This is a genomic window from Kribbella sp. NPDC104218, from assembly GCF_055584105.1.
Genome location: NZ_JBVJMQ010000001.1, coordinates 3,290,802 through 3,312,094, shown reverse-complemented (window position 1 = coordinate 3,312,094; position 21,293 = coordinate 3,290,802). Strand labels below are relative to the sequence as shown.

At 68.8% G+C, this 21,293-nt stretch carries 16 protein-coding genes; 10 read left to right on the top strand and 6 right to left on the bottom strand.

All coding sequences use genetic code 11. The annotated features are described in order from the left end of the window. Positions 1-45 precede the first annotated feature (45 nt). Genes ACZ6ZD_RS15530 through ACZ6ZD_RS15520 form a run of 3 tightly spaced genes read left to right on the top strand, consistent with a single transcriptional unit; the run spans position 46 to position 2,305 of the window. Positions 46-966 carry a glutamate-cysteine ligase family protein gene (locus ACZ6ZD_RS15530; protein ID WP_465672360.1) on the top strand — a complete coding sequence of 307 codons (921 nt, stop codon included), beginning with the start codon at positions 46-48 and terminating at the stop codon, positions 964-966. Beyond that, positions 963-1,916 carry an ATP-grasp domain-containing protein gene (locus ACZ6ZD_RS15525; RefSeq protein ID WP_465672358.1) on the top strand — a complete coding sequence of 318 codons (954 nt, stop codon included), beginning with the start codon at positions 963-965 and terminating at the stop codon, positions 1,914-1,916. The genes ACZ6ZD_RS15530 and ACZ6ZD_RS15525 overlap by 4 nt, the downstream gene beginning before the upstream one ends. Further along, on the top strand, positions 1,913-2,305 hold the full coding sequence (locus ACZ6ZD_RS15520; protein ID WP_465672356.1) for an MAPEG family protein: 393 nt from the start codon (positions 1,913-1,915) through the stop codon (positions 2,303-2,305). The genes ACZ6ZD_RS15525 and ACZ6ZD_RS15520 overlap by 4 nt, the downstream gene beginning before the upstream one ends. Here ACZ6ZD_RS15520 and ACZ6ZD_RS15515 read toward each other — a convergent pair. Next, a complete protein-coding gene (locus tag ACZ6ZD_RS15515; RefSeq protein ID WP_465672354.1) occupies positions 2,298-3,101 on the bottom strand; it encodes a HEAT repeat domain-containing protein in 804 nt (267 codons plus the stop codon). The genes ACZ6ZD_RS15520 and ACZ6ZD_RS15515 overlap by 8 nt on opposite strands. A gap of 52 nt (positions 3,102-3,153) precedes the next feature. Here ACZ6ZD_RS15515 and ACZ6ZD_RS15510 point away from each other — a divergent pair, with 52 nt between their 5' ends. From ACZ6ZD_RS15510 to ACZ6ZD_RS15500, 3 genes are all read left to right on the top strand, one after another. Beyond that, positions 3,154-4,059: an NADP-dependent oxidoreductase gene (locus tag ACZ6ZD_RS15510; RefSeq protein WP_465672352.1), complete on the top strand. Its 906-nt coding sequence runs from the start codon at positions 3,154-3,156 to the stop codon at positions 4,057-4,059. 34 nt (positions 4,060-4,093) lie between these two features. Beyond that, positions 4,094-5,191: a VanZ family protein gene (locus ACZ6ZD_RS15505; RefSeq protein WP_465672350.1), complete on the top strand. Its 1,098-nt coding sequence runs from the start codon at positions 4,094-4,096 to the stop codon at positions 5,189-5,191. Between the two features lie 66 nt (positions 5,192-5,257). Beyond that, entirely contained in the window at positions 5,258-6,136 is an 879-nt protein-coding gene (locus tag ACZ6ZD_RS15500; RefSeq protein ID WP_465672348.1) for a bile acid:sodium symporter family protein, read from the top strand. Here ACZ6ZD_RS15500 and ACZ6ZD_RS15495 read toward each other — a convergent pair whose 3' ends face one another. Together ACZ6ZD_RS15495 and ACZ6ZD_RS15490 are read right to left on the bottom strand one after the other, a co-directional pair. Beyond that, the gene (locus ACZ6ZD_RS15495; RefSeq protein WP_465672346.1) at positions 6,137-6,433 is read right to left on the bottom strand and encodes a hypothetical protein; all 297 of its coding nucleotides are present in this window, start codon (positions 6,431-6,433) and stop codon (positions 6,137-6,139) included. It abuts the gene before it with no gap. A gap of 28 nt (positions 6,434-6,461) precedes the next feature. Then, positions 6,462-12,779 (bottom strand): RHS repeat domain-containing protein, encoded by a 6,318-nt coding sequence (locus ACZ6ZD_RS15490; RefSeq protein ID WP_465672344.1) that lies wholly within the window; start codon positions 12,777-12,779, stop codon positions 6,462-6,464. A gap of 184 nt (positions 12,780-12,963) precedes the next feature. Here ACZ6ZD_RS15490 and ACZ6ZD_RS15485 point away from each other — a divergent pair, with 184 nt between their 5' ends. Together ACZ6ZD_RS15485 and ACZ6ZD_RS15480 are read left to right on the top strand one after the other, a co-directional pair. After that, positions 12,964-17,013 carry an RICIN domain-containing protein gene (locus ACZ6ZD_RS15485; protein WP_465672342.1) on the top strand — a complete coding sequence of 1,350 codons (4,050 nt, stop codon included), beginning with the start codon at positions 12,964-12,966 and terminating at the stop codon, positions 17,011-17,013. Between the two features lie 53 nt (positions 17,014-17,066). Further along, complete coding sequence (locus ACZ6ZD_RS15480; protein ID WP_465672340.1) at positions 17,067-18,596, top strand: molybdopterin-dependent oxidoreductase; 1,530 nt, start codon at positions 17,067-17,069, stop codon at positions 18,594-18,596. A gap of 15 nt (positions 18,597-18,611) precedes the next feature. On the opposite strand, the gene ACZ6ZD_RS15475 is transcribed toward ACZ6ZD_RS15480, so the two are convergent. The 3 genes from ACZ6ZD_RS15475 to ACZ6ZD_RS15465 form a co-directional block, all read right to left on the bottom strand. Beyond that, complete coding sequence (locus ACZ6ZD_RS15475; RefSeq protein WP_465672338.1) at positions 18,612-19,403, bottom strand: maleylpyruvate isomerase N-terminal domain-containing protein; 792 nt, start codon at positions 19,401-19,403, stop codon at positions 18,612-18,614. Between the two features lie 72 nt (positions 19,404-19,475). Beyond that, complete coding sequence (locus tag ACZ6ZD_RS15470; RefSeq protein WP_465672336.1) at positions 19,476-19,670, bottom strand: CsbD family protein; 195 nt, start codon at positions 19,668-19,670, stop codon at positions 19,476-19,478. Between the two features lie 176 nt (positions 19,671-19,846). Further along, a complete protein-coding gene (locus ACZ6ZD_RS15465; protein ID WP_465672334.1) occupies positions 19,847-20,332 on the bottom strand; it encodes a S26 family signal peptidase in 486 nt (161 codons plus the stop codon). A 174-nt stretch (positions 20,333-20,506) separates the two neighbouring features. Between ACZ6ZD_RS15465 and ACZ6ZD_RS15460 the strand changes: the two genes are divergently transcribed. Beyond that, a complete protein-coding gene (locus tag ACZ6ZD_RS15460) occupies positions 20,507-20,698 on the top strand; it encodes a hypothetical protein (protein ID WP_465672332.1) in 192 nt (63 codons plus the stop codon). Between the two features lie 61 nt (positions 20,699-20,759). Further along, entirely contained in the window at positions 20,760-21,293 is a 534-nt protein-coding gene (locus ACZ6ZD_RS15455; protein WP_465672330.1) for a MauE/DoxX family redox-associated membrane protein, read from the top strand.

The window sequence follows — 21,293 nt, the reverse complement described above, 5'->3', positions numbered from 1 at the left end:
CCTTCCAATATTTCGACAGGAATCCTTACAGTATCAGGAGTGGTCATGGATCCGAAGGAGCTGTCACCGCACGTCGCGGCCCTGTTCACCCGCGGCCGCCGGCGCAGCGTCCGGGTCGCCGTCGAGCAGGAGTTCCTGGTCGCCGACGCGGTCACCGGCGCCGCTGTGCCGATCGCCCGGACGCGACAGGCCGCGGGCAGGACGCCGTACGTCGGTTTCGAGCCGGGCGGCCAGCTGGAACTCAGCCTGCCGTGCGGACTCGACCCGGCCGACCAGCTCCGCACTGCCGTCGCCGGCCTCACCAAACAGTTGGCCGCGAACCAGATCACCCTCTACGCGCTGCCGGTCGACCCACGCCCCGAGCATGAGGTCCCCCTGCAGCTGACCAGCCCGCGGTACGTCGCCATGCACCGGCACTTCGACTCGATCGGACCAGCCGGACGGCGGATGATGCGGCGGACGGCGTCCACGCAGATCTGCCTGGACTGGTGGCCGGGCCGAGCCGGCGCCGAGCAATGGCGGGTGCTCAACCTCGCGGCGCCGTTCCTCGCCGCAACTTTCGCCCGCAGCTCCGGGCCACAAGGCCGGCTCGCCACCTGGCTCGAACTCGACCCGGCGCGCACCGGCTTCGACGACCGACTGCTGTACGGCGACGACCCGGTCGCGGCGTACACCGCCTTCGCGGCCGGAGCGACCGTCTTCACCTCCGGCGACCCGGCCGAGCATCTGACCACGATGTTCCCGCCCGTCCGCCCGCGCTCGACGTACCTGGAGGTCCGGTTCCTCGACGTCCAGGAGCCGACCTCCGTCGACCGGGTGATCACCACGCTGACGAGCCTGCTGTACGACGACGTCCGCCGCCGGGCCGTCCTCCGCGCACTCGAACCCGAGCGCACCAACCTCGCCGCGCACTGGCAGGCCGCCGCGGCCGGCGATCTCCCGCGCTACCAGGAGTTGGCAGCATGAACGGCGTCCTGTTCGTCACCGACCCGCTCAGCGGACTGGCCGCCGACATCGACGCCACCATCGGGATGATGGACGCGACCCAGCGCCTCGGCCACGCCGTCTGGTGCTGCGGGCCCGAGGAGCTCGCCGTCGCCGACGGTCGGCTCGTCGCCCGCGCGCACCGGATCCGCCTCCGGCCGCGCCACCCCGGCATCGACCACCGCTGGATCGTCGACTCGACCTGGTTCGACGAGCTCGAGACGGACGTCGTCGCGGTCAGCGAGTTCGCCGTCGTCCACCTGCGGATCGACCCGCCGGTCGACGAGCGGTACCTGCACACGACGTACCTGCTCGACCTCGCCGGCACCCGCGTGATCAACCGGGCGGACGGCGTCCGCGCGGTCCACGAGAAGCTGATCGCCTTGCGCTTCCCCGAGCTGTGCCCACCGACCACCGTCGGGACGTCGGTCGCCGCGCTCCGGGAGTTCGTCGCACGGGTCGGGACAGCGATAGTCAAGCCGGTCGACGGTTTCGCCGGACTCGACGTCTGGCTCGTCCCCGACGACCACGCAGCCACGTCGCTCCTGGAGTCGGCGACCCGCGGCGGCCGCCGGCAGGTGATCGCGCAGCAATACCTGCCAGCCGTTGCACACGGCAACAAACGACTCTTCCTGCTGGACGGCGAGATCGTCGGCGCCGTCCTACGCCGTCCGGCCGCGGCCGACTTCCGGATCGGGCCGCCGGTCGCGGTGGCGCCGATCGAAGCGGCCGATCGCGCGATCGCCGCCGCGCTCCGCCCGGTCCTGATCGAGCACGGCCTGGCCATCGCGGGCGCCGACGTGATCGGCGGCCGCCTGATCGAGGTCAACGTGACGTGCCCCGGCGGCATGCACAAGACCGACGCCCTACTCGGCACCACCCTCAGCGAAACCATCGTTCGTCATCTGACCCGTGAAGGAGTCCTGACATGACCACCGTGACCGTCGTCTGCATGGCGCTGCTCGGCATCCTGCTCTTCCTGCTCGGCGCCAACGTCACCCGGCAACGCATCCTCCGCGGCGCCGGCAACCAACAGCCCTCCGACCCCGCCGACCGCCTCCTGATCGCCCAACGCGCCCACGGCAACGCCGCCGAGTACATCCCCACCCTGCTCGTCCTGCTCCTGATCTGCTCGACCCTGAGCGACAGCCCCCTCGTCGACGGCCTAGCCATCGCCGCCCTCGTCGTCCGCCTCGCCCACGCCATCGGCATGCTCACCGCCAAAACCCTCGCCGCCCACGGCCCCCTCCGCGACATCGGCGCCCTCGGCACCTACCTCGTCGGCCTGACCATCGGCATCACCGCCATCGCCACTATGTGAACCGCTTGAGCGCCCGCCGCGCCGCCGGCGCGAGCTCCCCACCCGCGGCGACCACCGCCTCCAGGTGAGCTCGCGCGGGCTCGTGCCGAAGCTTGCTCAGCGCCGAGAACGTCCAGAGCTGAACGCGTTCGTCCGGCTCGGACAGCAGTTCCATCAGGACTCCCGGAACACGCGGGTCCTTGGTCTTGATCAGACCAGGGTCGATCAGCGAGAGCCGGAGCTCACCGAGGGAGCGGTCCTGGACCAGCTCGATCACCTCATCCGCGATGGCGGGGGTGACCTGGCTCCCCAACCCGACGGAGATCGCCTCGCGGAGCTGGAACTGCCAGTGCGCCATCCCCCAATCGGAGCGGGGGTCGTCCACCGGCGGCGGGTTCCGGATCAGCTCCAGGAACACCGGGACGGCGTACCTACGCGCCACCACCGGGCTGAGCACATGCGCGATGTCCAGGGCCAGGTGGAAGTAGGTGACCTGAGGCAACCATTCGGCCAGCAGCGGGATCGCCGGACGGTAGTCAATCTTGCGCCGCTCGACCACCTCACCCGTGGCGTCCTTGAGGAAGATCGCGCGCTGTGTCAGGTCGCTCACGTGCCGGACCTGATAGTTGAGCGCACCGAACTCCGGGATCAGCGACTGCAGCTGCGGCAACAGATCTGCCGCGGCTTCGGCGTACAGCCGCCGGCCCTCGACGTAGTTCGGGTCGGCGGCGAGGACGGCGGCGCGTTCGGCCCCGATCGTCGGATCGTTCAGGATCCACTCGAGCATCTCGTCGTGCGACTTCCAGCCTCCGCTCATCGTCGCAGCGTACGACGGCTCGGGTGCACCTTTGGGGGCGGAGAATTGCGGAATGCGCGCACTCACGGTCAGTCGGTTCGGTGGTCCCGAGGTTGTTGTCGTCGACGAGCTGCCGGAGCCGGTCGCGGGGGTGGGTGAGGTGCTGGTGCGGGTTGTTGCCAGCAGCCTCAATCCGGTTGATGTGAAAACGCGGGCGGACGAGATCCGGGGTGGGGTGCCGGCGCTGCCGATGGTTCTGGGGTGGGATGTGGCCGGGGTGGTGGTGGAGCCGGGGAGCAGTGCGTTTGCTGTCGGGCAGCGGGTGGTCGGGATGTCCGCGCAGTTGGCCGAGGGGAAGGGCACCTGGGCGGATCTGGTCGCGCTGCCCGCGCGGGTTCTCGCGCCTGCGCCGCAGGCGGCCAGTCTGATCGAGGCCGCAACGCTGCCGTTGCCTGCGCTGACGGCGTCGCAGGCCGTCGAGTGGCTCGGCCTCTCGGCCGGTCAGCGGCTGTTGGTGACGGGCGCGGTCGGCGCGGTCGGTGGGCTTGCGGTTCAGTTGGCCCGCCGGGACGGCGTCCTGGTGGATGCGTTGGTCTCCCGGGACGCTCAGGTCGAGCGAGCGATCGCGCTCGGCGCGGCCACGGCCTGCACGGATGCGCATGCGCTGTCCGCTTCGGCGTACGACGGGATTCTCGACACTGCCGGCATCCGGCCGGAGGAGGCGCTCAAGGACGGCGGCCGGCTCGCGTCGATCGCGACCGAGGCCGGCCCGGTCCCGGATCTGTCGGGGCGCGGTATCGCCAGTACGAACATCCAGGTCGTCGAGGACGGCGCGCGGCTCGCGACGCTGATGAAGCTGGTGGACGACGGCGTCCTGCGCGCTCGCGTCGACAGCACGTACTCGATCCACCAGGCGCGGGCGGCGCAGGAGCGGTTCGCGGCCGGCGGCCTGAACGGCAAGGTCGTGCTCACCTTCTGAGATTGATCGATCACATTCAGCTACAGTCAGCGGGGTGTCGAGGGTTCTGCCGGCGGTGCTGGCCATTGTGTTCGGTGGGCTGCTCGCCCTGGTGTTGCTGACTCCGTTCGTCTATCGCAGCTACCGGCGGCGCGGCGAGCTCGGCTTCGGGGCGACGCTGCTCGCGTTCAGCTCGCTGGTCTACGGGCTGGCGCTGGTCGCGTACGTGCTGTTCCCGGTGCCGACGATCGACGACGCCTGGTGTGCGGCGCACGAGGCGCTCACGCACCCGCAGCTGAACCCGTTCCAGTTCGTCGACGACATCGCGAAGGAGCGGCGTGGCTTCGGCGTCAGCGCGTTCCTCGCGAATCCCGCCGTCCAGCAGATCGTGTTCAACGTCTTCCTGTTCGTCCCGCTCGGCGCCTACCTGCGGCACTACACGAAGCGGCACCCGGCGGTGATCGTGCTGATCGGGCTCGGGATCTCGTTGCTGATCGAGCTCACCCAGCTGACCGGCAACTGGTTCCTCTTCGACTGCCCGTACCGGCTCTTCGACGTCGACGACCTGCTCACCAACACCGCCGGGACCGCGATCGGTCTGCTGTTCGCGCCGGTCCTCCGCGTCCTCGACCAACCGCGGGCCGACGTCCAGCCCGGGACGCCGCGCCCGGTCACCACCCGCCGCCGGCTCCTCGGCATGTTCGTCGACCTGATCGCCGTCACCGCGTCCGGCGCCATCCTCAGCATCTTCGTCACGCTCGTCGTCCACAGCGCCTTCGACATCTGGATCGACGACACCCCGGCCGGCAAACTCCTGGACGTCGCCCTCACCACCTGGTTGCCCGCCCTGGTCCTGCTCGCCTGGCCGGCCCTCAGCCCTCGCCAGGCGACGATCGGTCAGATGGCCGTCCGCCTCCGCCGCGCGCGCCCCGACGGCCGCCCGGCCGGCGCCAAGATGCTGCTCGCCCTGCTCTTCGGCTCCTTCGGCTACTTCGTCCTGTTCGGAATCTCCCACTACCTCCCAGTTGCCGAGAGCCTCTACCAGCTCTACCCCGTCGCCGCGCTGATCCTCGCCTGGCGCCCCCGCACCCACCCCGGCCTCTCGGGCGTCGTCAGCGGCCTGACCGTCGTCGACGACCGAGCCGACACCTAGACGAACCGCCGGTGCGGATAGGACCCTGTTCCTCCACGGTTCGGGGTCTACGGCGGGGAGCGCACTTTGTCCGATTCGGTTCTCACTTCGGTGCTGTTGCCGATCGCGCTGGCGATCATCATGTTCGGGCTCGGGCTGAGCCTGACGACCGGCGACTTCGCGCGGGTCGCGCGGATGCCCAAGGCCGTACTGGTTGCGCTCGGCACCCAGATCGTCCTGTTGCCGGTGATCTGTTTCGGGCTGGTGGAGCTGTTCGGGCTGGCGCCGGCGCTGGCCGTGGGGATGATGTTGCTGGTCGCCTCACCGGGCGGGACGACGGCCAATCTGTTCAGCCATCTGGCCGGCGGGGACGTCGCGCTGAACGTGACGCTGACCGCGGTGAACTCGGTGCTCGCGGTGATCACACTGCCGATCGTGGTGAACCTCTCGATCGCGCACTTCATGGGCGACACCGGCCAGCTCGGCCTGCAGCCGGCCAAGATGCTGCAGGTGTTCGCGATCGTGCTCGTCCCGGTCGCGCTCGGCATGCTGGTCCGGAACCGTAAACCCGGCTTCGCCGACCGGATGGAGCGCCCGGTCAAGATCGGCTCGGCCGTCGTCCTGGCGCTGGTCATCTTCGCCGCGATCTACACCGAGCGGGCCAATTTCCTCGACTACCTGGCCGCGGTCGGCCTGATCGCGCTGCTGCTGAACGTGATCAGCCTCGGCCTCGGGTACGCCGTCCCGCGCGCGGCCCGGCTCGGCGAGCGCCAGGCGATCGCCTGCTCGATGGAGATCGGGATCCACAACGCGACACTCGCACTGGCCATCGCGCTCAGCCCGTCGCTACTGAACAACAGCGAGATGTCGATCCCGGTCGCCGTCTACGGCATCGTGATGTTCTTCCCGACGGCTGTCGTCGCCTACCTGCTCAGCCGCCGGGCCACCGTCACCTCAGCCCAATAGTCAGCCCAGTAGCCAGTCGAAGACCCCCGCGGCGCCGAGGCGGCTGACAGCCGCCTCGGCGGTCGCTCGGGTGAGCTCCTCGACGACGATCACGTTGCCCTCGTAGAAGAGGCCGCCGTTCGCGGTCTCCCCCTCGGCGTCCTGGGCGATCCGGACCGGGTCGTAGACGATCACCGGGAAGGTGCGCTCGCCGTACGCCAGGTGACCGCCCATCAGCAGGCCGCGGCTCTCCATCACGAGCCACTCGTCGTCGGTGAACCCGTCCGGAGGGACGAGCCGCCAGCCTGCCTGGGTCATCGGTACTCCTTGCTCGAAGAGATCGGGCTCAGGGGGTCGGGAAGATCTTCCTGATCAGCCCGAGGAACTCTTCCTCGGACAGGTTCGCGTTCCTGGGCATGATCTCGAAGTGACCGGGTTTACTACCGGTCCGCTGGATCATGAGCTCGCTGTCGACCCGGAGCCGATCGATCCGCAACGGTTTCATCGTACCGGGCAGGCCGCCCGGGCTGTTGTTGACCGACATCCCGTGCGTCGGCTTCACCATGCCGGTGAGCGGGTCCACCTTGTAGTCGGTCCCGGGGCGCAACTCCCAGGGGTTCTTCCCCCCTGGCTCCTTGCCGACGCCGCGGTAGAGCGGCTCCTCCGGCCCGGGCTCGCCCTTGAGCCGGCTCTGTTGCGCCGGGCCCTTGGGTTTGCGCGGCTGTTGCTGCTGCGGCCGTTGCCGCGGCGGCTGCGGTTTGGCCGGGCTGCCTTCCTGGGCCTTGGGTTTGCCCTGGCTGCCGCGGTTGCCCTGATTACCCCGGCCCTGGCTGTTGCCCTTGCCGTTGTTGTTGCTGTTCCGCCGGGCGGTGTGGTTGTTCCTGGGTTTCTTCTTGTCCGCGACGTGTTTGATGATCGTCTTGTAGATGATCACCGCCTTCTCGACGATGTACATCACCACGACCCAGATCAGTTTCCAGAGCGTGACGACGACCGTCCAGACGACCTTGACCAGCTTGACCACGGATTTCCAGGCCCACTTCAGCACGTCCCAGACGTTCTGGACCTCCTCCCGGAAGCTGACCATCTGGATTTCCTGCTGGTACGACTGCAGCGCGGCCTGCAACATCAGCGCCACGATCAGCACGATGATCAGCACCGGCACCACGACGACGATCGCGAGCTCGCCGCTGGCGTCGTTGTAGCTGACCGGGTTGTGGTTCGCGTAGCCGTACCCGTTCATCTGCCGCGGATCGGACAGGTCGATGATCGGGTCGACCGAGATGAACCGGCCGATACTCTTGTCGTACTGCCGGGCGCCCAGCTGGACCAGCCCGGTGTCCGGATCGTTCGTCCCGCCGTGGAAGTCGCGCTGCCCCGGCCAGGACGCCGGCGCCGCGCCCCGGGTCTCGCCGTACGGCAGGACCCGGCGTTTCTGCACCACCTGCGTCGCCGCGTCGATCGCGGTCAGCGGCGTACCCTGCAGATCACCGAGCAGCCAGCTCAGGTTCTGCGCGGTGCGGACGGCGACCACGCGGTCCCCGAATCCGTAGTACCGCGTACCGGTGACGGTCTGACCGGTCTTGTCGAGATGGAGCTCGGTCTCGCCGATGTAGACGGTCGTCCCGGACGAGTCCCGGCGAAGCAGCCGCTGGCCGTCCGCGTTGTAGACCGCGGAGGTACCGGTGGCGCCCTTGGTGGTCTTGGTCAGCCGATCCTCGGCGTCCCATTCGAGCACCTCGTCGACCCCGTTGGTCGTCCGCCGCGTCGTGTTGCCGGCCTCGTCGTACCCGAAGGTCTTGGTCTTCGTCCCGGCCGGTCCGGTGGTGGTGACCGCGGTCAGCGCGTGCGGTTTCGCGCTGCCGTACTCGTAGTTGCTCGTCGTCGTCCCGGCCGTCGTGGTGGTCTTCTCGGTCTTGCGGTTACCCGACTTGTCGAAGGTCCACTGCTGCCAGTACGCCGCCGGCCCGCCGAGGTCAGCCGCCGCCGGAGCGGCCGCGCAGTCCCCAGGACCGTTGTCCTGACCCGGTTTCGGCGTCCAGGCCTGGGTCAAACGGCTCAGGTGGTCGTAGTCGAAACACTGGGTGTCAGTGGCCTCGCCCGAGTTCTCCGGGGCGATGTCGCTGATCTTCTTGATGTTGCCGCCGGGGTCGTAGTCGTACCGGGTGTCGGAGACCCGCCGCGGTGACAACTCCTTGTCCACCACCACCCGGCTGACCCGCCGGGTGATCTGGTCGTACTCGAACTTCTGCTGCACGAACGGACCGGACGCCGTCCCCAGCGTCAGCACGTCGGCGTCCTCGAACGGCGTGTACGACAGCTGCCGGACGTACGTGTCCTGACCGGCCAGCGAGGTCGGCAGGCCCTGGTTGTTGTAGCCGAAGTTGAGCGTCTCCGCCCCGAGCCCACCGGCGGCCGGCAGCGATCGCGACGCGACCTTGCCGTCGTCGGTGTAGGACTGGCCGATCGTGTACGTCCCGGCCAGCTTCCCTTCGGAGGCAGGCAGGGTGACCGTCGTCCCGGTCGTCCGGCCGGACGAGTCGTAGCCGGTGATCGCCGTCGTGTAGGCCTCGGTCTTACCGTCCTTCGTGACGTACCGGGTCGAGGACGTCGGGCGCCCCGGCGCGAGCGTGTCGAACTTCCACTCGGTCTGCAGCGGGCCGTCCGGCGTATTCAGCCGGGTAGCCGTCTTACGGCCGTTGACGTCGTAGTCGTTGTACACCTTCTTGCCACGCGCGTCCGTGGTCGCCACGAGCTGGTCGGCGGCGTCGTACTCGAACTTGGTGATGCCCTTGTCCGGGTCGTTCTCCTCGATCTTGCGGCCCTGGACGTCGTACTTGTAACTCCAGACGCTGCCGCCCGGGTCGGTGACGGTCTTCAGCGCGCCACTCGGCCAGTACGCGTACTTCGTGCTGTCGTACGCGCCGGTCGGGCTGTCGCCGTGGTACTGCCGCAGCTCGGTCAGGTTGCCGTCGACATCCATGATCCGGGTGGTCGGCGTCTGCCCCGCGGGCGGATCGATACTCTGCCGGTTCGTGCTGATCTCGTGGTTGATCGCCCACTTCTGGACGCCCATCGACTTGAACGCCTGCTGCTTCGGCCGCTCCGCCTCGTCCCAGGTGGTGACCTCCTGCTTGGGCAGCGTCGCCTCGTCGACGAGTTTCAGCTCGCCCTCGGCCAGGGTCGCGGTGTAGTACGGCCCGTTGACCTTGACCTCGAGACCGCGCGAGTCGTACCGGTTGTCGGTCACCAGCCAGCCGCCGCGCGGCGACTGCTCGTGCGTCTGCCGGACCCGGCCGAGACCGTCGTACAGGTCGTAGCTGACGTCGTACGTGCCGCTCTTGACCCGGCGCTTGGTGGTGACCATCGACGGGCCGTCGTCGCGCAGCTTGTACTCGAACTCCAGGTCGGCCGGACCACTGGTCGCGTGCCCGGAGTCCCAGGTCTTCGCGACCCGGCCGACCGCGTCGAGCTGGCGGGCACCGCGGCGTCCGTCCGGCATCTGCACCGCGGTCTCGAACCCGAACGCGGGCTCGATCTCCTTGACCACCTGCTGGCCGTTCGCCGAGGTGTCGGTGATCTTCTGGATCGGCCCGTACGTCGGGCTGTACGCCCGCGTGGTCGGCCGGTTCAGCGCGTCGACGGTCTCGGTCTGCCGACCCAGCGCGTCGTACTTGGCCGTGTAGGACAGCTCGTACTTCGGCTGCCCGGCGGTGTCGAACCCGGACAGGCGCTCGGCCCGGGTGACCAGGCCCTTGGTCGGCACCGCGGTCACCGAGGTGGCGTTGTCGTAGAACAACCGCTCGTCGGTGAGTACGTCGGCGTTCGTGAACGGCTGGTCGCAACGCTTGCCGACCTGCTGCAACCGGGCCGGCAGCTCACGGAGGTTCTTCGTCGGGTTCTCGACGTAGGTGTACCGCGTGCAGCTGTCGTCCGTGGTGTCGGCGAGATCGCCGGCCTCATCCTTGGTGACCAGGCGCCCACTCGCGTCGTAGCCGTTCTGGGTATCCATCCGCAGGGTGCCGGTGTCGGTCGGCTGGTACTGCGTCAGCTGCTTCTGACCCGAGTAGCGCGCGGTGAGCGTTCCCCACGGTCGCGTCATTGTTGCCGTGGGCGCGGAGAGGTAGTAGTCGGCGATGCTCTTGTTCAGCACCGTTGCGCCCTTGTAGACGAGCTGTTCGCGCGGCTGCCCGGCGTACTCGTTGATGTCGTCGACCTCGACGCCGGTCGAGTCCTTGACCTTGACGTCCTTCGTGCCGCCGGACGCCGTCCGGTCGCCGTCGAGACCGCGGTAGTACAGCGTCTCGTTGACGGACTGCGGTTCGTCCGCACGGCCCTTGACCACCTTGACCCGGCCGAAGCCACGCCACTGCGACCAGGTGGACTCCTTCAGATCGGTCCCGGCGTCCTGCTCCTCGAAACGCCAAGCCGGCTTGTCGAGGTACTGGACGTTGGTGACGACCGGGACGGGAGCCTGCCACGGGTCGTTGGCCGCGACCGTACGGTCGGTCTCCTGGACAGAGGTGACGACGTACTTGTGGAACCAGTCGGTGCGGTCGGGTGAGGTGTCGAGGAGAGACCATTTCTGCGGCCGGCAGCGCCGGTCGTTGTTGTCAGGCGCGGGCAAACCCGTTGGCTGGCAGTCGATCCCGCTGTAGTTCACCGCAAGGTCGCCACCGGTACCACCGTGGACGGCGTTGATCCGGAACCACTCCAGCGGCGGAACGGTGTCGCTGCCGGTGTCGACCCGGTTGCCCAACGGGATGCCGTCGAAGCTGGTCGTGGGCATCTGGATCGGCGTCGAACCGACATGTCCGGTCGGTGCGACCTCCTTCAGCCACAGCGCTGGACTGCTGTTGTCGGCGCGCAGATATTCCTGTCGCAATGACCAGGAGTGCACGTCCTCGTGTTTGCTGGTCGCGGCCCGCCACACCTGCGTGGTGACCTTGTCGAGCCGGAGCTGCGTCCAGAACGTCGGCGTGTAGTGGTTGTCGCAGTTCGTGGTGCTTGCGCAGGACAGGTCCCACGGAGTGTCCGGGTAGGTCGCCTTCTGGGTCGGCCCGCACGGCAGCGGCGTACAGCGCTCGGCCATCGTGTAGAGGACCTGCCCGACCGGCTTCTGCGTGAACACCTGACCGTCGGCCTGGCCGTACTCGATCCGCTTCACCGCGCTGGCGCGCACGTACGGGCTGACCGAGGCCTTGGTGAGGTTACGGGCGTACCGGTCGGTCTCGGTGTTGTAGAACAAGCTCATCGTGTTGCCGTGCCGGTCGACCACGTAGTCGAGGTTCCACTCGTAGGCCTGCTGGCACCACGAGTCGGCGAACGCCGTCTTGTGGCACTGCTCGCCGGAGTGGTTGCCGAAGACCGGAACGGTCGAGGCGGACTTCGTCTCCTCCTTGCCGGCAGCCCAACCAGGCAACCGGTTCAGGCCGAAGTAGTACTTCGTCCCGTCGGGTGACGTCATCCGCCAGTGCTCGCCCTTGTCGGCCGCGGCCGTGCCGTCGTCGCCGTTGGTCGCGCCGCTGAGCCGCTCGATGATCGCGCCGTCGTCCCCGCGCATCCGCCAGACCTCGCCGCTCGCGTCCTTCTTGGCCAGGACGAGGTCGCCGGACTTGCCGTTGACGGAGATGGTCATGCTGTCGCCGGCGAAACAGAGATCGCCGGTCTTACGGGTGCCGTTGTTGCCGTTCAGGTCCTTCGAGCAGGTCCGGTACCGGCGTTCGATCGAGCCGCCGCCGGTCGTCGTGAAGCCCTGGCCGATCAACGACGTCTGGTTGTTGGTTGCCGAGGACAACCCATCGAGCGCGCCGGACGAGTAGGTCAGCGCGACCGAGGGCTCCGGGCCGCCGATCGCCGGCGGTGCGTCCAGCGGCATCTGCCACTCGAAGTCGCCGGACGAGCCGCCGATACTCCACGTCGAGCTGCCGTCGCCGGACTCAGGCTTCTTGTAGTCGCCACCGCCGCTGGACTCACCGGCCGCGACCGCGAACGTCTGCGCCTGTGCACCGACCGGGACGTCGGCGATCACCGTGCCGGAACCGTTGTTGCGGCTCGGGATCACCACGGTCTTGCCGTCCCGCTGGACGGTGAACCGCAACCGGGTCGCCCAGTCGCCGCCGTACGTCTCACGGAACTCGCGGTAGTCAACGCCGACGGTGACCTGACCGGACTTCGCCGATCCGTCGGCCCGGCTGACCTTCAGCTCGAGCGCGTCACCGCGCCGTCCGAGCAGATCGATCTTTATTTTGGCCGGCGCGGCCGTTGTCCCCTTGGACAACACCTCGCGCGCGGTGGTAGCGGTCGGCGCGACCCACACGGGCAGATTCCCTGCCTGGGCACGCTGATTGACCCGGCCGCCGTTCAGAGCGAGCTGCCAGGTGCCGTTCGCGGCGGGCTGTGGGACGGCGACTTCGGCCGAGCCGGCGGCCGGCCAATCGACGGCGGTCGCGCCGCGGAACTCCCGCGCGGTCGTCGTATTCGCCTTCCTGGGCACGGCTTTCGCCGTCCGGCCGTCGATCGACTCGTACTCGGTGGCGTTGAACTTGGGGTCGGGCCGGGTCGCGGCCGCGGCGGCAATGCCTTGTTGTTGGGCGGACAGAACCATCGTGACAGCCAGGCCGACGGCGACTGCCGTACGGGCGACGAGGCGTCGAGAGGGCATGGGCGGGCCTCCTGGGTAGACGCCGGTCAGCTTGCCGCCGACGCGTCGGTCGTCACCAGGTAAGAAGTGGACAACTTCCGGAATTGGCCAGTAACCAAAGGGTTCGAAACCATCGCGCGTGCGCGCCGGACGTGTCATTGTCTTCCTCGTCCGACGGAGAACTCTGGCGTGAGGTGGTGGGGGAATGCGTCGGCGACGCTTCGCCTTGGGTGCTGTTCTGGTACTGGTTTCCGCAGGGCTGGTGGCCTTTCCGGCCACCCCCGAGCCGGCGCGGGCGGTGGTCGAGACGCCGCGCGCGATGGATCCGGACGAGGCTTCTCCGGAGGCCCGCGCGATGGCGACGGCGTTGCGCACCGGCGCGCGCGTCGAGCTGACCGACCATCGATCCGAGACCGGCCAGGTGTTCGCGAACCCGGACGGCACCAAGACGATGGAGCAGCACGCGCAGCCGGTCCGCGTCCGCAAGGGCCGGGACTGGGTCGATCCCGATCCCTCGCTGCGCCTCGACGCCGATGGGCGGATCCGGCCGGTGGCAACGATTTCCCCACTGGAGCTTTCCAACGGCGGCGATCAGGAGCTGGTCGCGATCGGCGCCGCCGGGTCGCGGATCCGGCTGGGCTGGCCGGGCGTACTCCCGAAGCCGGAGCTGTCCGGCAACATCGCGACGTACGCCGAGGTCCTGCCCGGTGTCGACCTGCAGATCAAGGCCGAGGTCGATCGCTTCTCCCAGCTGCTCGTCGTCCGCGACCGGGCCGCCGCGGCCAACCCGGCCCTGGCCTCGCTGAACTTCCCGGTCAGTGCCGACGGGTTGACGCTGAAGGTTCAGCCGGACGGCTCGACGACCGCGGTCGATCGCAAGGGGCAACTCGCCTTCACCGCCGACCGGCCGACGATGTGGGACGCGTCCAGCGACTTCAAGCCGCGCCGCGCGCAGCTCGGCATCCGGCAGGAGCCCGGCCGGTTCGTGCTGACGCCGGACCGCAAGCTGCTCACCGATCCGGCCGCGAAGTTCCCGCTGTACATCGATCCGTCGATCTCGGGGACCGCGGTGAACTGGCTGCACGTGAACAAGGAGTCCGGCACGGTCGACGGCTGGACCTACGACCGCGATGCCGGTGGCGCCAAGGTCGGCCCGCGCTGGGGTGAGCCGGCCAACGTCTACCGGTCGATGTTCCTGATGCGGACGACGAGCGGCGCGCAGGCGATCGCGGGCAGCACGATCCTGAACGCGCAGTTCCGGATCACGCTCGACTGGAGCTCGTCGGGGACGGCGAAACCGGTCGAGCTCTGGCAGTTGGCCGATCTCGACACCGCGAACAAGAAGCTCAACTGGGGTACGACGAACGCGACATACTGGAAGACCGAGCTGGACTCGCGCAACGGCGCTGCCTGGCCCGAGGAGAAGACGTTGCCGATGGAGTTCGGCGCGCTCAACGCCCCGAGCAAGCTGCGCACGCTCGTCCAGTCCGTGGCCGACGGCCGGAAGCCGACGCTGTCCCTCGGTCTGCGCTCCCCGAACGAGGGAACCAATACCGAAGCGCAGTACCACTGGAAGAAGTTCGTCCCCAGCTCGGCGGCGCTCGCGGTCACCTACAACACCGCGCCGAAGATGCCGAAGGGACTCGCGCTGACCCGGCCGCGGCCGTGCGGTACGGCGTCCGCGCCGACTCCCGTCCTGACCGCGCAGCCGCAGTGGGCCTCGGTCGCGGACGACCCGGATCTCGGCGACAACGTGACGACCACCTTGCAGATCAAGGATCCCGCGGGCGCCGTCGTCCACGAGAGCGCGGTCGGGCCGACCGTCAGCGGCGCGGCCTTCGCCTGGCCGGAGACGCCGGCCGGCAAGCTCAGCCCGGGCGTTGTCTACAGCTACACGGCGTTCACCAAGGACGCCGCGAACGCGGCCAGCCCGACGACGCCGGCCTGCTACTTCGTGATCGACACGTCGGCGCCCGCCGTCCCGAAGATCGAGTCGACGGACTTCCCGGATGCGGGTGATCCGGTGATCGAGGCGCGCAAGACCGGCAAGGTGACGTTCAAGCCGGCCGGCGGGGAGAGCGATCTGGACGAGTACGTCTACGGGTTCCAGGCCGATGCGCTGGTCAGCCGGGTGAAGGCCGGAGCGGACGGGACGGCGACGATCCCGATCACCGTGTATCCGGACCCGGTCACCGGCGTACCGAGTCTGCGGTTGTACGTACGCGCGGTCGACCGGGCCGGGAACAGCAGCGCGACTCGCGAGGCCTGGGAGCTGAATGCGAAGCCTGCGGTCGGTCCGGCGCCGAAGGTGCGCGGGGACAGCAACGGCGACGGGCGCGCGGACGTGACGGCCGTTCTCGACCACGGCTTCGGCCGGACCGGTATCTGGAACATCGTCTCGGGTGGCGCGACCTTCAATGCCGGGACGATGGCGTGGGACACCGGCGAGGGCACCGGCTTCTCGCTGGCCAAGGTGAAGCCGGTACAAGGCGACTTCGACGGGGACGGCCGGACCGACATGGCGGTCTTCCGGTCCGGCGCCGGTGGCCGGATGTACCTGTACAAGTTGCCGTCGGACGGCAACGAGTACCAGAACCCGCCGGCGGTCTGGACGACCGAGACCAGCCCCTGGCAGTTGAACACGGCGCGAGTGGTCGCGGGCGATGTCGACGGGGACGGCAAGGACGACATCGTCGTCCAGAACGCCGGTACCGGGGACAACTGGCAGGCGCAGGTGTTCCGGGCGGCGGACGACTTCGCCACCCCGGTCAGCTGGGTGCAGGCGGCGGCCGGTAACACCTGGTCGCGCAGCGCGCCGCTCCTCGTCGACATCGATCAGGACGGTAAGTCCGACCTGCTCAGCGTGCGCAACCTGACCGGCTGCCGGACAGCGGTTGACCTGTACCGCTCGACCGGTACGGCGTTCGCCGCGGCGTCCACGATCTACGACTCCGGCGCGGACGGGTTCTGCTGGGACAAGAGCCGCTTCACCGTGGCCGACCCGGACGGGAACGGTCGCGACGACCTCGTGGCCCTGACCGAGAACGCCACCAACGACGGCACGCTGGTCGTCTTCAGCGGTACCGCGACCCAGCTGACCAAGACCGACTGGCGGCGGGTGACCGGCTTGGAGCTGGCCAAGACGACGCTGGTCAGCGGCGACTACGACGGCGACCGGCTCGACGACATCGGCCTGCTGTACGCCGCCGCCGACGGCGATCGTGAGGTCTACACGCTCCGGTCGACCGGGACGACGTTCACCGACAAGGTACAGACCTGGTCGGGCGCGGTCGGCGCGGTAACCGGGCCGAAGTTCGACATCGAGCACCGGCAGTACGAGCTGGTCAACAAGAACAGCGGCAAGTGCCTGAACGTCAAGGGCAGCAGCGTTGCGGACAAGGCCGCGCTGATCCAGTTCCGCTGTGTGGGTACGGCGTTGAACGAGCGGTTCCGGCTGATGCCGATCGCGGGCACCGACCAGTACAGCATCCGGCCGGTACACACCGCGGTCGACGCCGGGCCGGTCAAATGCCTCGACGTCACCGGCGGCAGCTCGCAGGACGACGTCGACGTCATCCAGTCCAGTTGCGGCGGCGGGCTGGGTGAGCCGCGGGCCTGGCAGCAGGTGACGTTCGACTACGTCGACGGGAGCGCGTACGAGACCGTCGTCCACCTGCGGTTCGCGCACAGTGGGAAGTGTCTGGGCGTTGCGGAGGCTTCGCTGAACGACGACGCGCTGATTCGGCAGGTGCCGTGCGGCCAGGCCGCGAGTGAGCAGTGGATCCTCCGGCCGGCGTTCAACGCGACGCAGCTCGGCGGCACCGGCAGCACTCGCTACCGGGTCGACGCGGCAGTCGGGACGACGACCGTCCTCGAGGTGCCCAAGTGCGTCACCGCGGCGGGCAGCCCGGTCCGGATGGGGACCTGGTCGACGTCCAGCGCCTGCCAGAAGTGGAACCTGCGCAGCCTCGGTGACGACATGTACAAACTCGTCGACACCAACTCCAAGCTGCCGCTGGAGATCAAGGGTTGTTCGAAGTTGCCGAGGGCAAGCATGATCGTGTTCCCGGACGGCGCGTCCGAGTGCCAGAAGTGGCGGATCGAGCCGACCCCCGGTGGCAGTTACAGCGTGATCGCCGTGAGTTCCGGCCTGGCGCTGGACGTCGCCAACGGCAGCTCGGCGACAGGCGCCGAGGTGATCTCGTGGTTCTACCACGGCGGTAAGGGCCAGCGCTGGGCCTTCAAACCGCAGTAGGACTCGGGGCGGCCGGCACCCATCCGGCCGCCCGTCGGGTCCGAAGACCCGGTATGAGCGATTCATCGGTAGGACGGTTCGCGGCGGCCCTCGGCGGGGTGGTCGCCGCGGGCAGCGCGCTGGCGATCGGGTACCTGGTCGCTGATCTGACCGGCGGGCCCTGGCCGGTCGACGCGGTCGGCGTCCAGGTGATCGACTGGGCACCGGGGCCGGTGAAGGACTGGGCGGTGCGCGAGCTCGGGACGGCGGACCGGCCGCTGCTGCGGTTCGGGATCTGCGTGACGCTGGCGATCGTCGCGGCGGTGGCCGGCGTCCTCGGACGGCGTTCGCAGCGGTTGGCTGTTGGTCTCGCGGGTGGGCTCGGGCTGGTCGGGCTGGCGTTCGCGGTGTTCAGCCGGTCGGCGGCGTCCGGTGTGGTGGATCGGCTGCTGCCTTCGGTGGTGACGCTGGTGGTGGCTGTGGTGGCGATGTGGCTGGTCGTCCGGCGGCCGAAGCGCGCGGCGGCGGAGCAGCCGGCCGGGTTCGACCGACGCCAGTTCCTGGTGACCGTTTCGGCGTTGGCGGTGGCCGGTGCCGCGAGCTTCGCCGCGACCAAGGTGCTGTCGGTGAAGCCGGGTGAGGCGCTGCGGGCGCGATTCAAGGTGCCGCGGCCGACCGAGGCGGCGCCTCCGATGCCGGCCGGCGTCCAGGTGGACGTGCCTGGGATGAGCCGGTTCGTGACGCCGAACGCCAAGTTCTACCGGGTCGACACGTTGCTCGAAGTACCGCAGATCGACCCGAACGACTGGGAGCTGCGGATCCACGGCATGGTCGACAAGGAGCTGCGGCTGTCACTCGCCGATCTGGTCGACCGGCGGCTGATCGAACGCGACATCACCTTGACCTGCGTCTCGAACGAGGTCGGCGGTCCGTACGTCGGGAACGCGCGCTGGATCGGCGTCCCGATCGCGGACGTGCTGGCCGAGGCCGGCGTCCGGCCTGGCGCCGACGCGGTGAAGTCGACCAGTATCGACGGCCTGACCATCGGCACCCCGCTCGGCGCGCTCACCGATGGCCGCGACTCCATTTTCGCCGTCGCGATGAACGGCGAGCCGCTGCCGTTCGACCACGGCTTCCCGGTCCGGATGGTCGTCCCCGGCCTCTACGGCTACGTCTCGGCCACCAAGTGGATCGTCGATTTCGAGGTCACCCGGTTCGCCGACTTCAGCGCCTACTGGACCGACCGCAACTGGGCCGAACAAGCCCCGATCAAGACCTCCTCGCGGATCGAAGTCCCGAAGGGTTTCGCCACCGTCAAGGCCGGCCCGGCCGTCGCGGCCGGCGTCGCCTGGGCCCAGCGCCGCGGCATCGAAAAGGTCGAGGTCCAGCTCGACGACGGGCCCTGGAAGCCGGCCCAACTGGCGACTCAGGACACCATCGACACCTGGCGCCAGTGGACCTTCCGCTTCGACGCCACCCCCGGCAACCATCGCCTCACCGTCCGCGCGACCGATGCCGAGGGCAACCTCCAGACCGCGACCGCGGCGCCGCCCCGCCCGAACGGCTCCTCCGGCCTGCACAACACGATCTTCATGGTCGAGTGACTCAGTAGCCCTGACTCAGTACCCCGCGAAGACGGCCCGGAGGGTGTCGAGAGTGACCGGACCGGTCAGCTCGACGTCCTTCGGGGTGTGGTCGGGGTCCAGGCGGCCGGCGCTCAGGCGCAGCCAGGACTCGGCCGGCAGCGTGAGGACGCCGTCCGCGGCCTCAGCCGGGGCGGCGTCGATGCTGACCGGGTCGGCCAAGCGGAGAGTGAACTCCTTGGCCGGGTCGGTCGTGCTGACCGTCAGCACAGCGGTCTGACCATCGAGCGCGGCCGGCTTCGCGATCCGGCTGACGTCCCCCTCGGTCTGCAGGAGCTCGACCACGGCCTCCGGGTCGAGAGTGGCCGTCGAGTCGGCGGCGCTACGAACATCCCACGAGTGGTGGGTCAGCTCGCTGAGCCGCATCCGGCCGAACGTAGCGACGTCCACCGGGGCCGGCAGGAAACCAAGGTCAACCCGGAGCGTGTCGTGCTGATCGGCGGTCAACGACTCGAACAGCGCGGTCAGCTTCTCGTTCCACTCGACGAACCCGGAAGCCTGCTCGCGCCGGGACGACGCGTCCCAACGCGCCCACACGCTCTGGTAGAAGTCACCGCCCGCAGCCCCGGGCGTCTCATCGATCGCCCGCTGCAGGACGTGGAGCATAATCTCCGCGCCGCTGCCCAGGTGGCTGAGCACCTGCGCGACATCCCACTCGGTCGCGGCCGACGGACCGGCCAGCGCCTCGTCGTCGTACTCCTTCACGAAGTCCGCGAGCCGGTCGTAACCGGTGCGGAGTGCGGCGATAACGCCGTCGGCGGTGCTCAAACTGTGCCTCCAGGAACGCGAGTTGATCCGTCACCACAGTGAGCCTCGCCGCACCCCGACTTATTCCCGCCGTTACTTCTTGAACGCGTCCTTCACATCCTGCCCCGCGTCCTTCACGTGCTCGCCCGCGTTCTTCAGCCCGGCCTCGGTCTGATCCGCCTGTCCCTCAGCCTTCAGATCCTTGTTCCCGGTCAGGTCACCGATGGCCTCTTTGGCCTTCCCCGCCAGCTCCTCAGCAGCGTTCTTGGCCTTGTCCGCGATACCCATTACGCATCTCCTCTTCATCGACGTCCCACCAGTGCCCACCGCTCCCCATTCGAAGCAGCAACACCGTTAAGACCCCGCCCACCCCCGATCGTCACTGTGACGATCGCCACTCCGGGCCACCGTGGCGTGCGGCGTCCAGGACCGGCCTTTTCGACCCCATTCGAATTGTTTGACATTCATTTCAGCCGGCGAATGACGAGACCCAGTACGCGCTCGGCCGGGACAAATCCGACGTGCCGCGAATCGTAACTGTGGTCCGGATTGTCGCCAATCACCAGCAACGAATCGCTTGGTACCAATTCACCGGCCGCCAGGCGTCCGGCAACCGAAATTGGTACCACGTCCGACGGTAATCCGACGACGCGCTTGACAATCCAGCGCCGGCCCAGCTCCCGCGGCCCGGGCGGCGGTGACGACCAGGGCGCCGGGCTGAGCTCACGGCCACTCAGATGCGGTACGACGCCGACCGGATAGGGCGCCTCGAGGACGACGACATCACCGACCCGGAGTCGCCGCGATCGCCGCCAGGCAAGCAATCGGTCCCCATCGGCGAGCGTCGGCTCCATACTCCGGCCCGCTACCCGCACCACGGTCAGCAGCCTGCCCGCCGCGACCAGACCGACCGCGCCGAGCAGCAGCGCAGCACCGATCGGCTCCACCATGACGGCCACCTAAATGCATGCGGCTTTCTCCCGTCAACCCCCGGATTTGGCGGCCTCCGGACAGACCCGCCGGTGTCCGGATCTTGCCAACAGCGTTTCCACGAAACCCTCGTCAAGAACGGCGCCCGAAACGTACTGTCCTGCCCACCATCCCCGGCAACGAAAAGAGGATTCATGCTGAAAACCCTCCAGCGCATGGGCGATCACATCGTGAGCAGGTTCGTCCCGGAGGTCACGGCCGAGGCCCTTGGGCACGAACGCAAGGAGAGCTGCGGCTGCTCCTGGGACTCACCCGGCTACGTCCGCAAGGAACGGATCTGCATGGGCAGCCTGTGCGGTAACTGTTACGTCATCGGCGCCTGCTAGCCCGAACAGCTCGCGGTGCCGGCGGACGCGCCGGCACCGCTCCGACTCCCGAGGAACGACGATGGCCTATCTGATGCTCGCCTGCGGTCTCTGCTTGGCCTACGTCTTCGGGCTGTCTGCCGTCGGCAAGCTCCGACCTGGCGCGGTGCGGGAGTTCGTCGCCACCGCGGGCCCGCTCGAAGTCCTGCCGAGCCGTCTGCGGTTACCGGCCGCCGTTGTGGTCGTCGCCGCCGAGGCCTTACTCGCGGCAGCCCTGCTGGTCGGAGCGTTCGCACCGGGCCTGCGGTTCGTCGCCACCACAGGCTTCGCGTTGTCGGCCCTACTCCTGCTCGCCTTCACCGGCGCAGTGCTGATCGCGCTCCGTCGAGGAGTCCGCAAACCCTGTAGATGCTTCGGCGCCAGCACCGCTCCACTGACCGGGGTGCACCTCGTCCGGAACATTCTGTTGCTTGCAGCAACCGCTGTGGGCCTCGCGGCAGCACTGAGCAGCTCCACCCCGGTGGAGCTGTCGGGAGCGTTGCTCGCCGCCGCGGCGGGCGTCGTCGCCGGTCTGCTCTTCACTCGCTTCGACGACCTCGTCGATCTGTTCGCCTAG

What these genes read in the sequence shown, in the direction of transcription:
- ACZ6ZD_RS15530 (WP_465672360.1), top strand. Translation starts at nt 46, where the DNA reads ATGGATCCGAAGGAGCTGTCACCGCACGTCGCGGCCCTGTTCACCCGC.
- ACZ6ZD_RS15525 (WP_465672358.1), top strand. Translation starts at nt 963, where the DNA reads ATGAACGGCGTCCTGTTCGTCACCGACCCGCTCAGCGGACTGGCCGCC.
- ACZ6ZD_RS15520 (WP_465672356.1), top strand. Translation starts at nt 1,913, where the DNA reads ATGACCACCGTGACCGTCGTCTGCATGGCGCTGCTCGGCATCCTGCTC.
- ACZ6ZD_RS15515 (WP_465672354.1), bottom strand. Translation starts at nt 3,101, where the DNA reads ATGAGCGGAGGCTGGAAGTCGCACGACGAGATGCTCGAGTGGATCCTG.
- ACZ6ZD_RS15510 (WP_465672352.1), top strand. Translation starts at nt 3,154, where the DNA reads ATGCGCGCACTCACGGTCAGTCGGTTCGGTGGTCCCGAGGTTGTTGTC.
- ACZ6ZD_RS15495 (WP_465672346.1), bottom strand. Translation starts at nt 6,433, where the DNA reads ATGACCCAGGCAGGCTGGCGGCTCGTCCCTCCGGACGGGTTCACCGAC.
- ACZ6ZD_RS15490 (WP_465672344.1), bottom strand. Translation starts at nt 12,779, where the DNA reads ATGCCCTCTCGACGCCTCGTCGCCCGTACGGCAGTCGCCGTCGGCCTG.
- ACZ6ZD_RS15485 (WP_465672342.1), top strand. Translation starts at nt 12,964, where the DNA reads ATGCGTCGGCGACGCTTCGCCTTGGGTGCTGTTCTGGTACTGGTTTCC.
- ACZ6ZD_RS15480 (WP_465672340.1), top strand. Translation starts at nt 17,067, where the DNA reads ATGAGCGATTCATCGGTAGGACGGTTCGCGGCGGCCCTCGGCGGGGTG.
- ACZ6ZD_RS15470 (WP_465672336.1), bottom strand. Translation starts at nt 19,670, where the DNA reads ATGGGTATCGCGGACAAGGCCAAGAACGCTGCTGAGGAGCTGGCGGGG.
- ACZ6ZD_RS15465 (WP_465672334.1), bottom strand. Translation starts at nt 20,332, where the DNA reads ATGGTGGAGCCGATCGGTGCTGCGCTGCTGCTCGGCGCGGTCGGTCTG.
- ACZ6ZD_RS15460 (WP_465672332.1), top strand. Translation starts at nt 20,507, where the DNA reads ATGCTGAAAACCCTCCAGCGCATGGGCGATCACATCGTGAGCAGGTTC.
- ACZ6ZD_RS15455 (WP_465672330.1), top strand. Translation starts at nt 20,760, where the DNA reads ATGGCCTATCTGATGCTCGCCTGCGGTCTCTGCTTGGCCTACGTCTTC.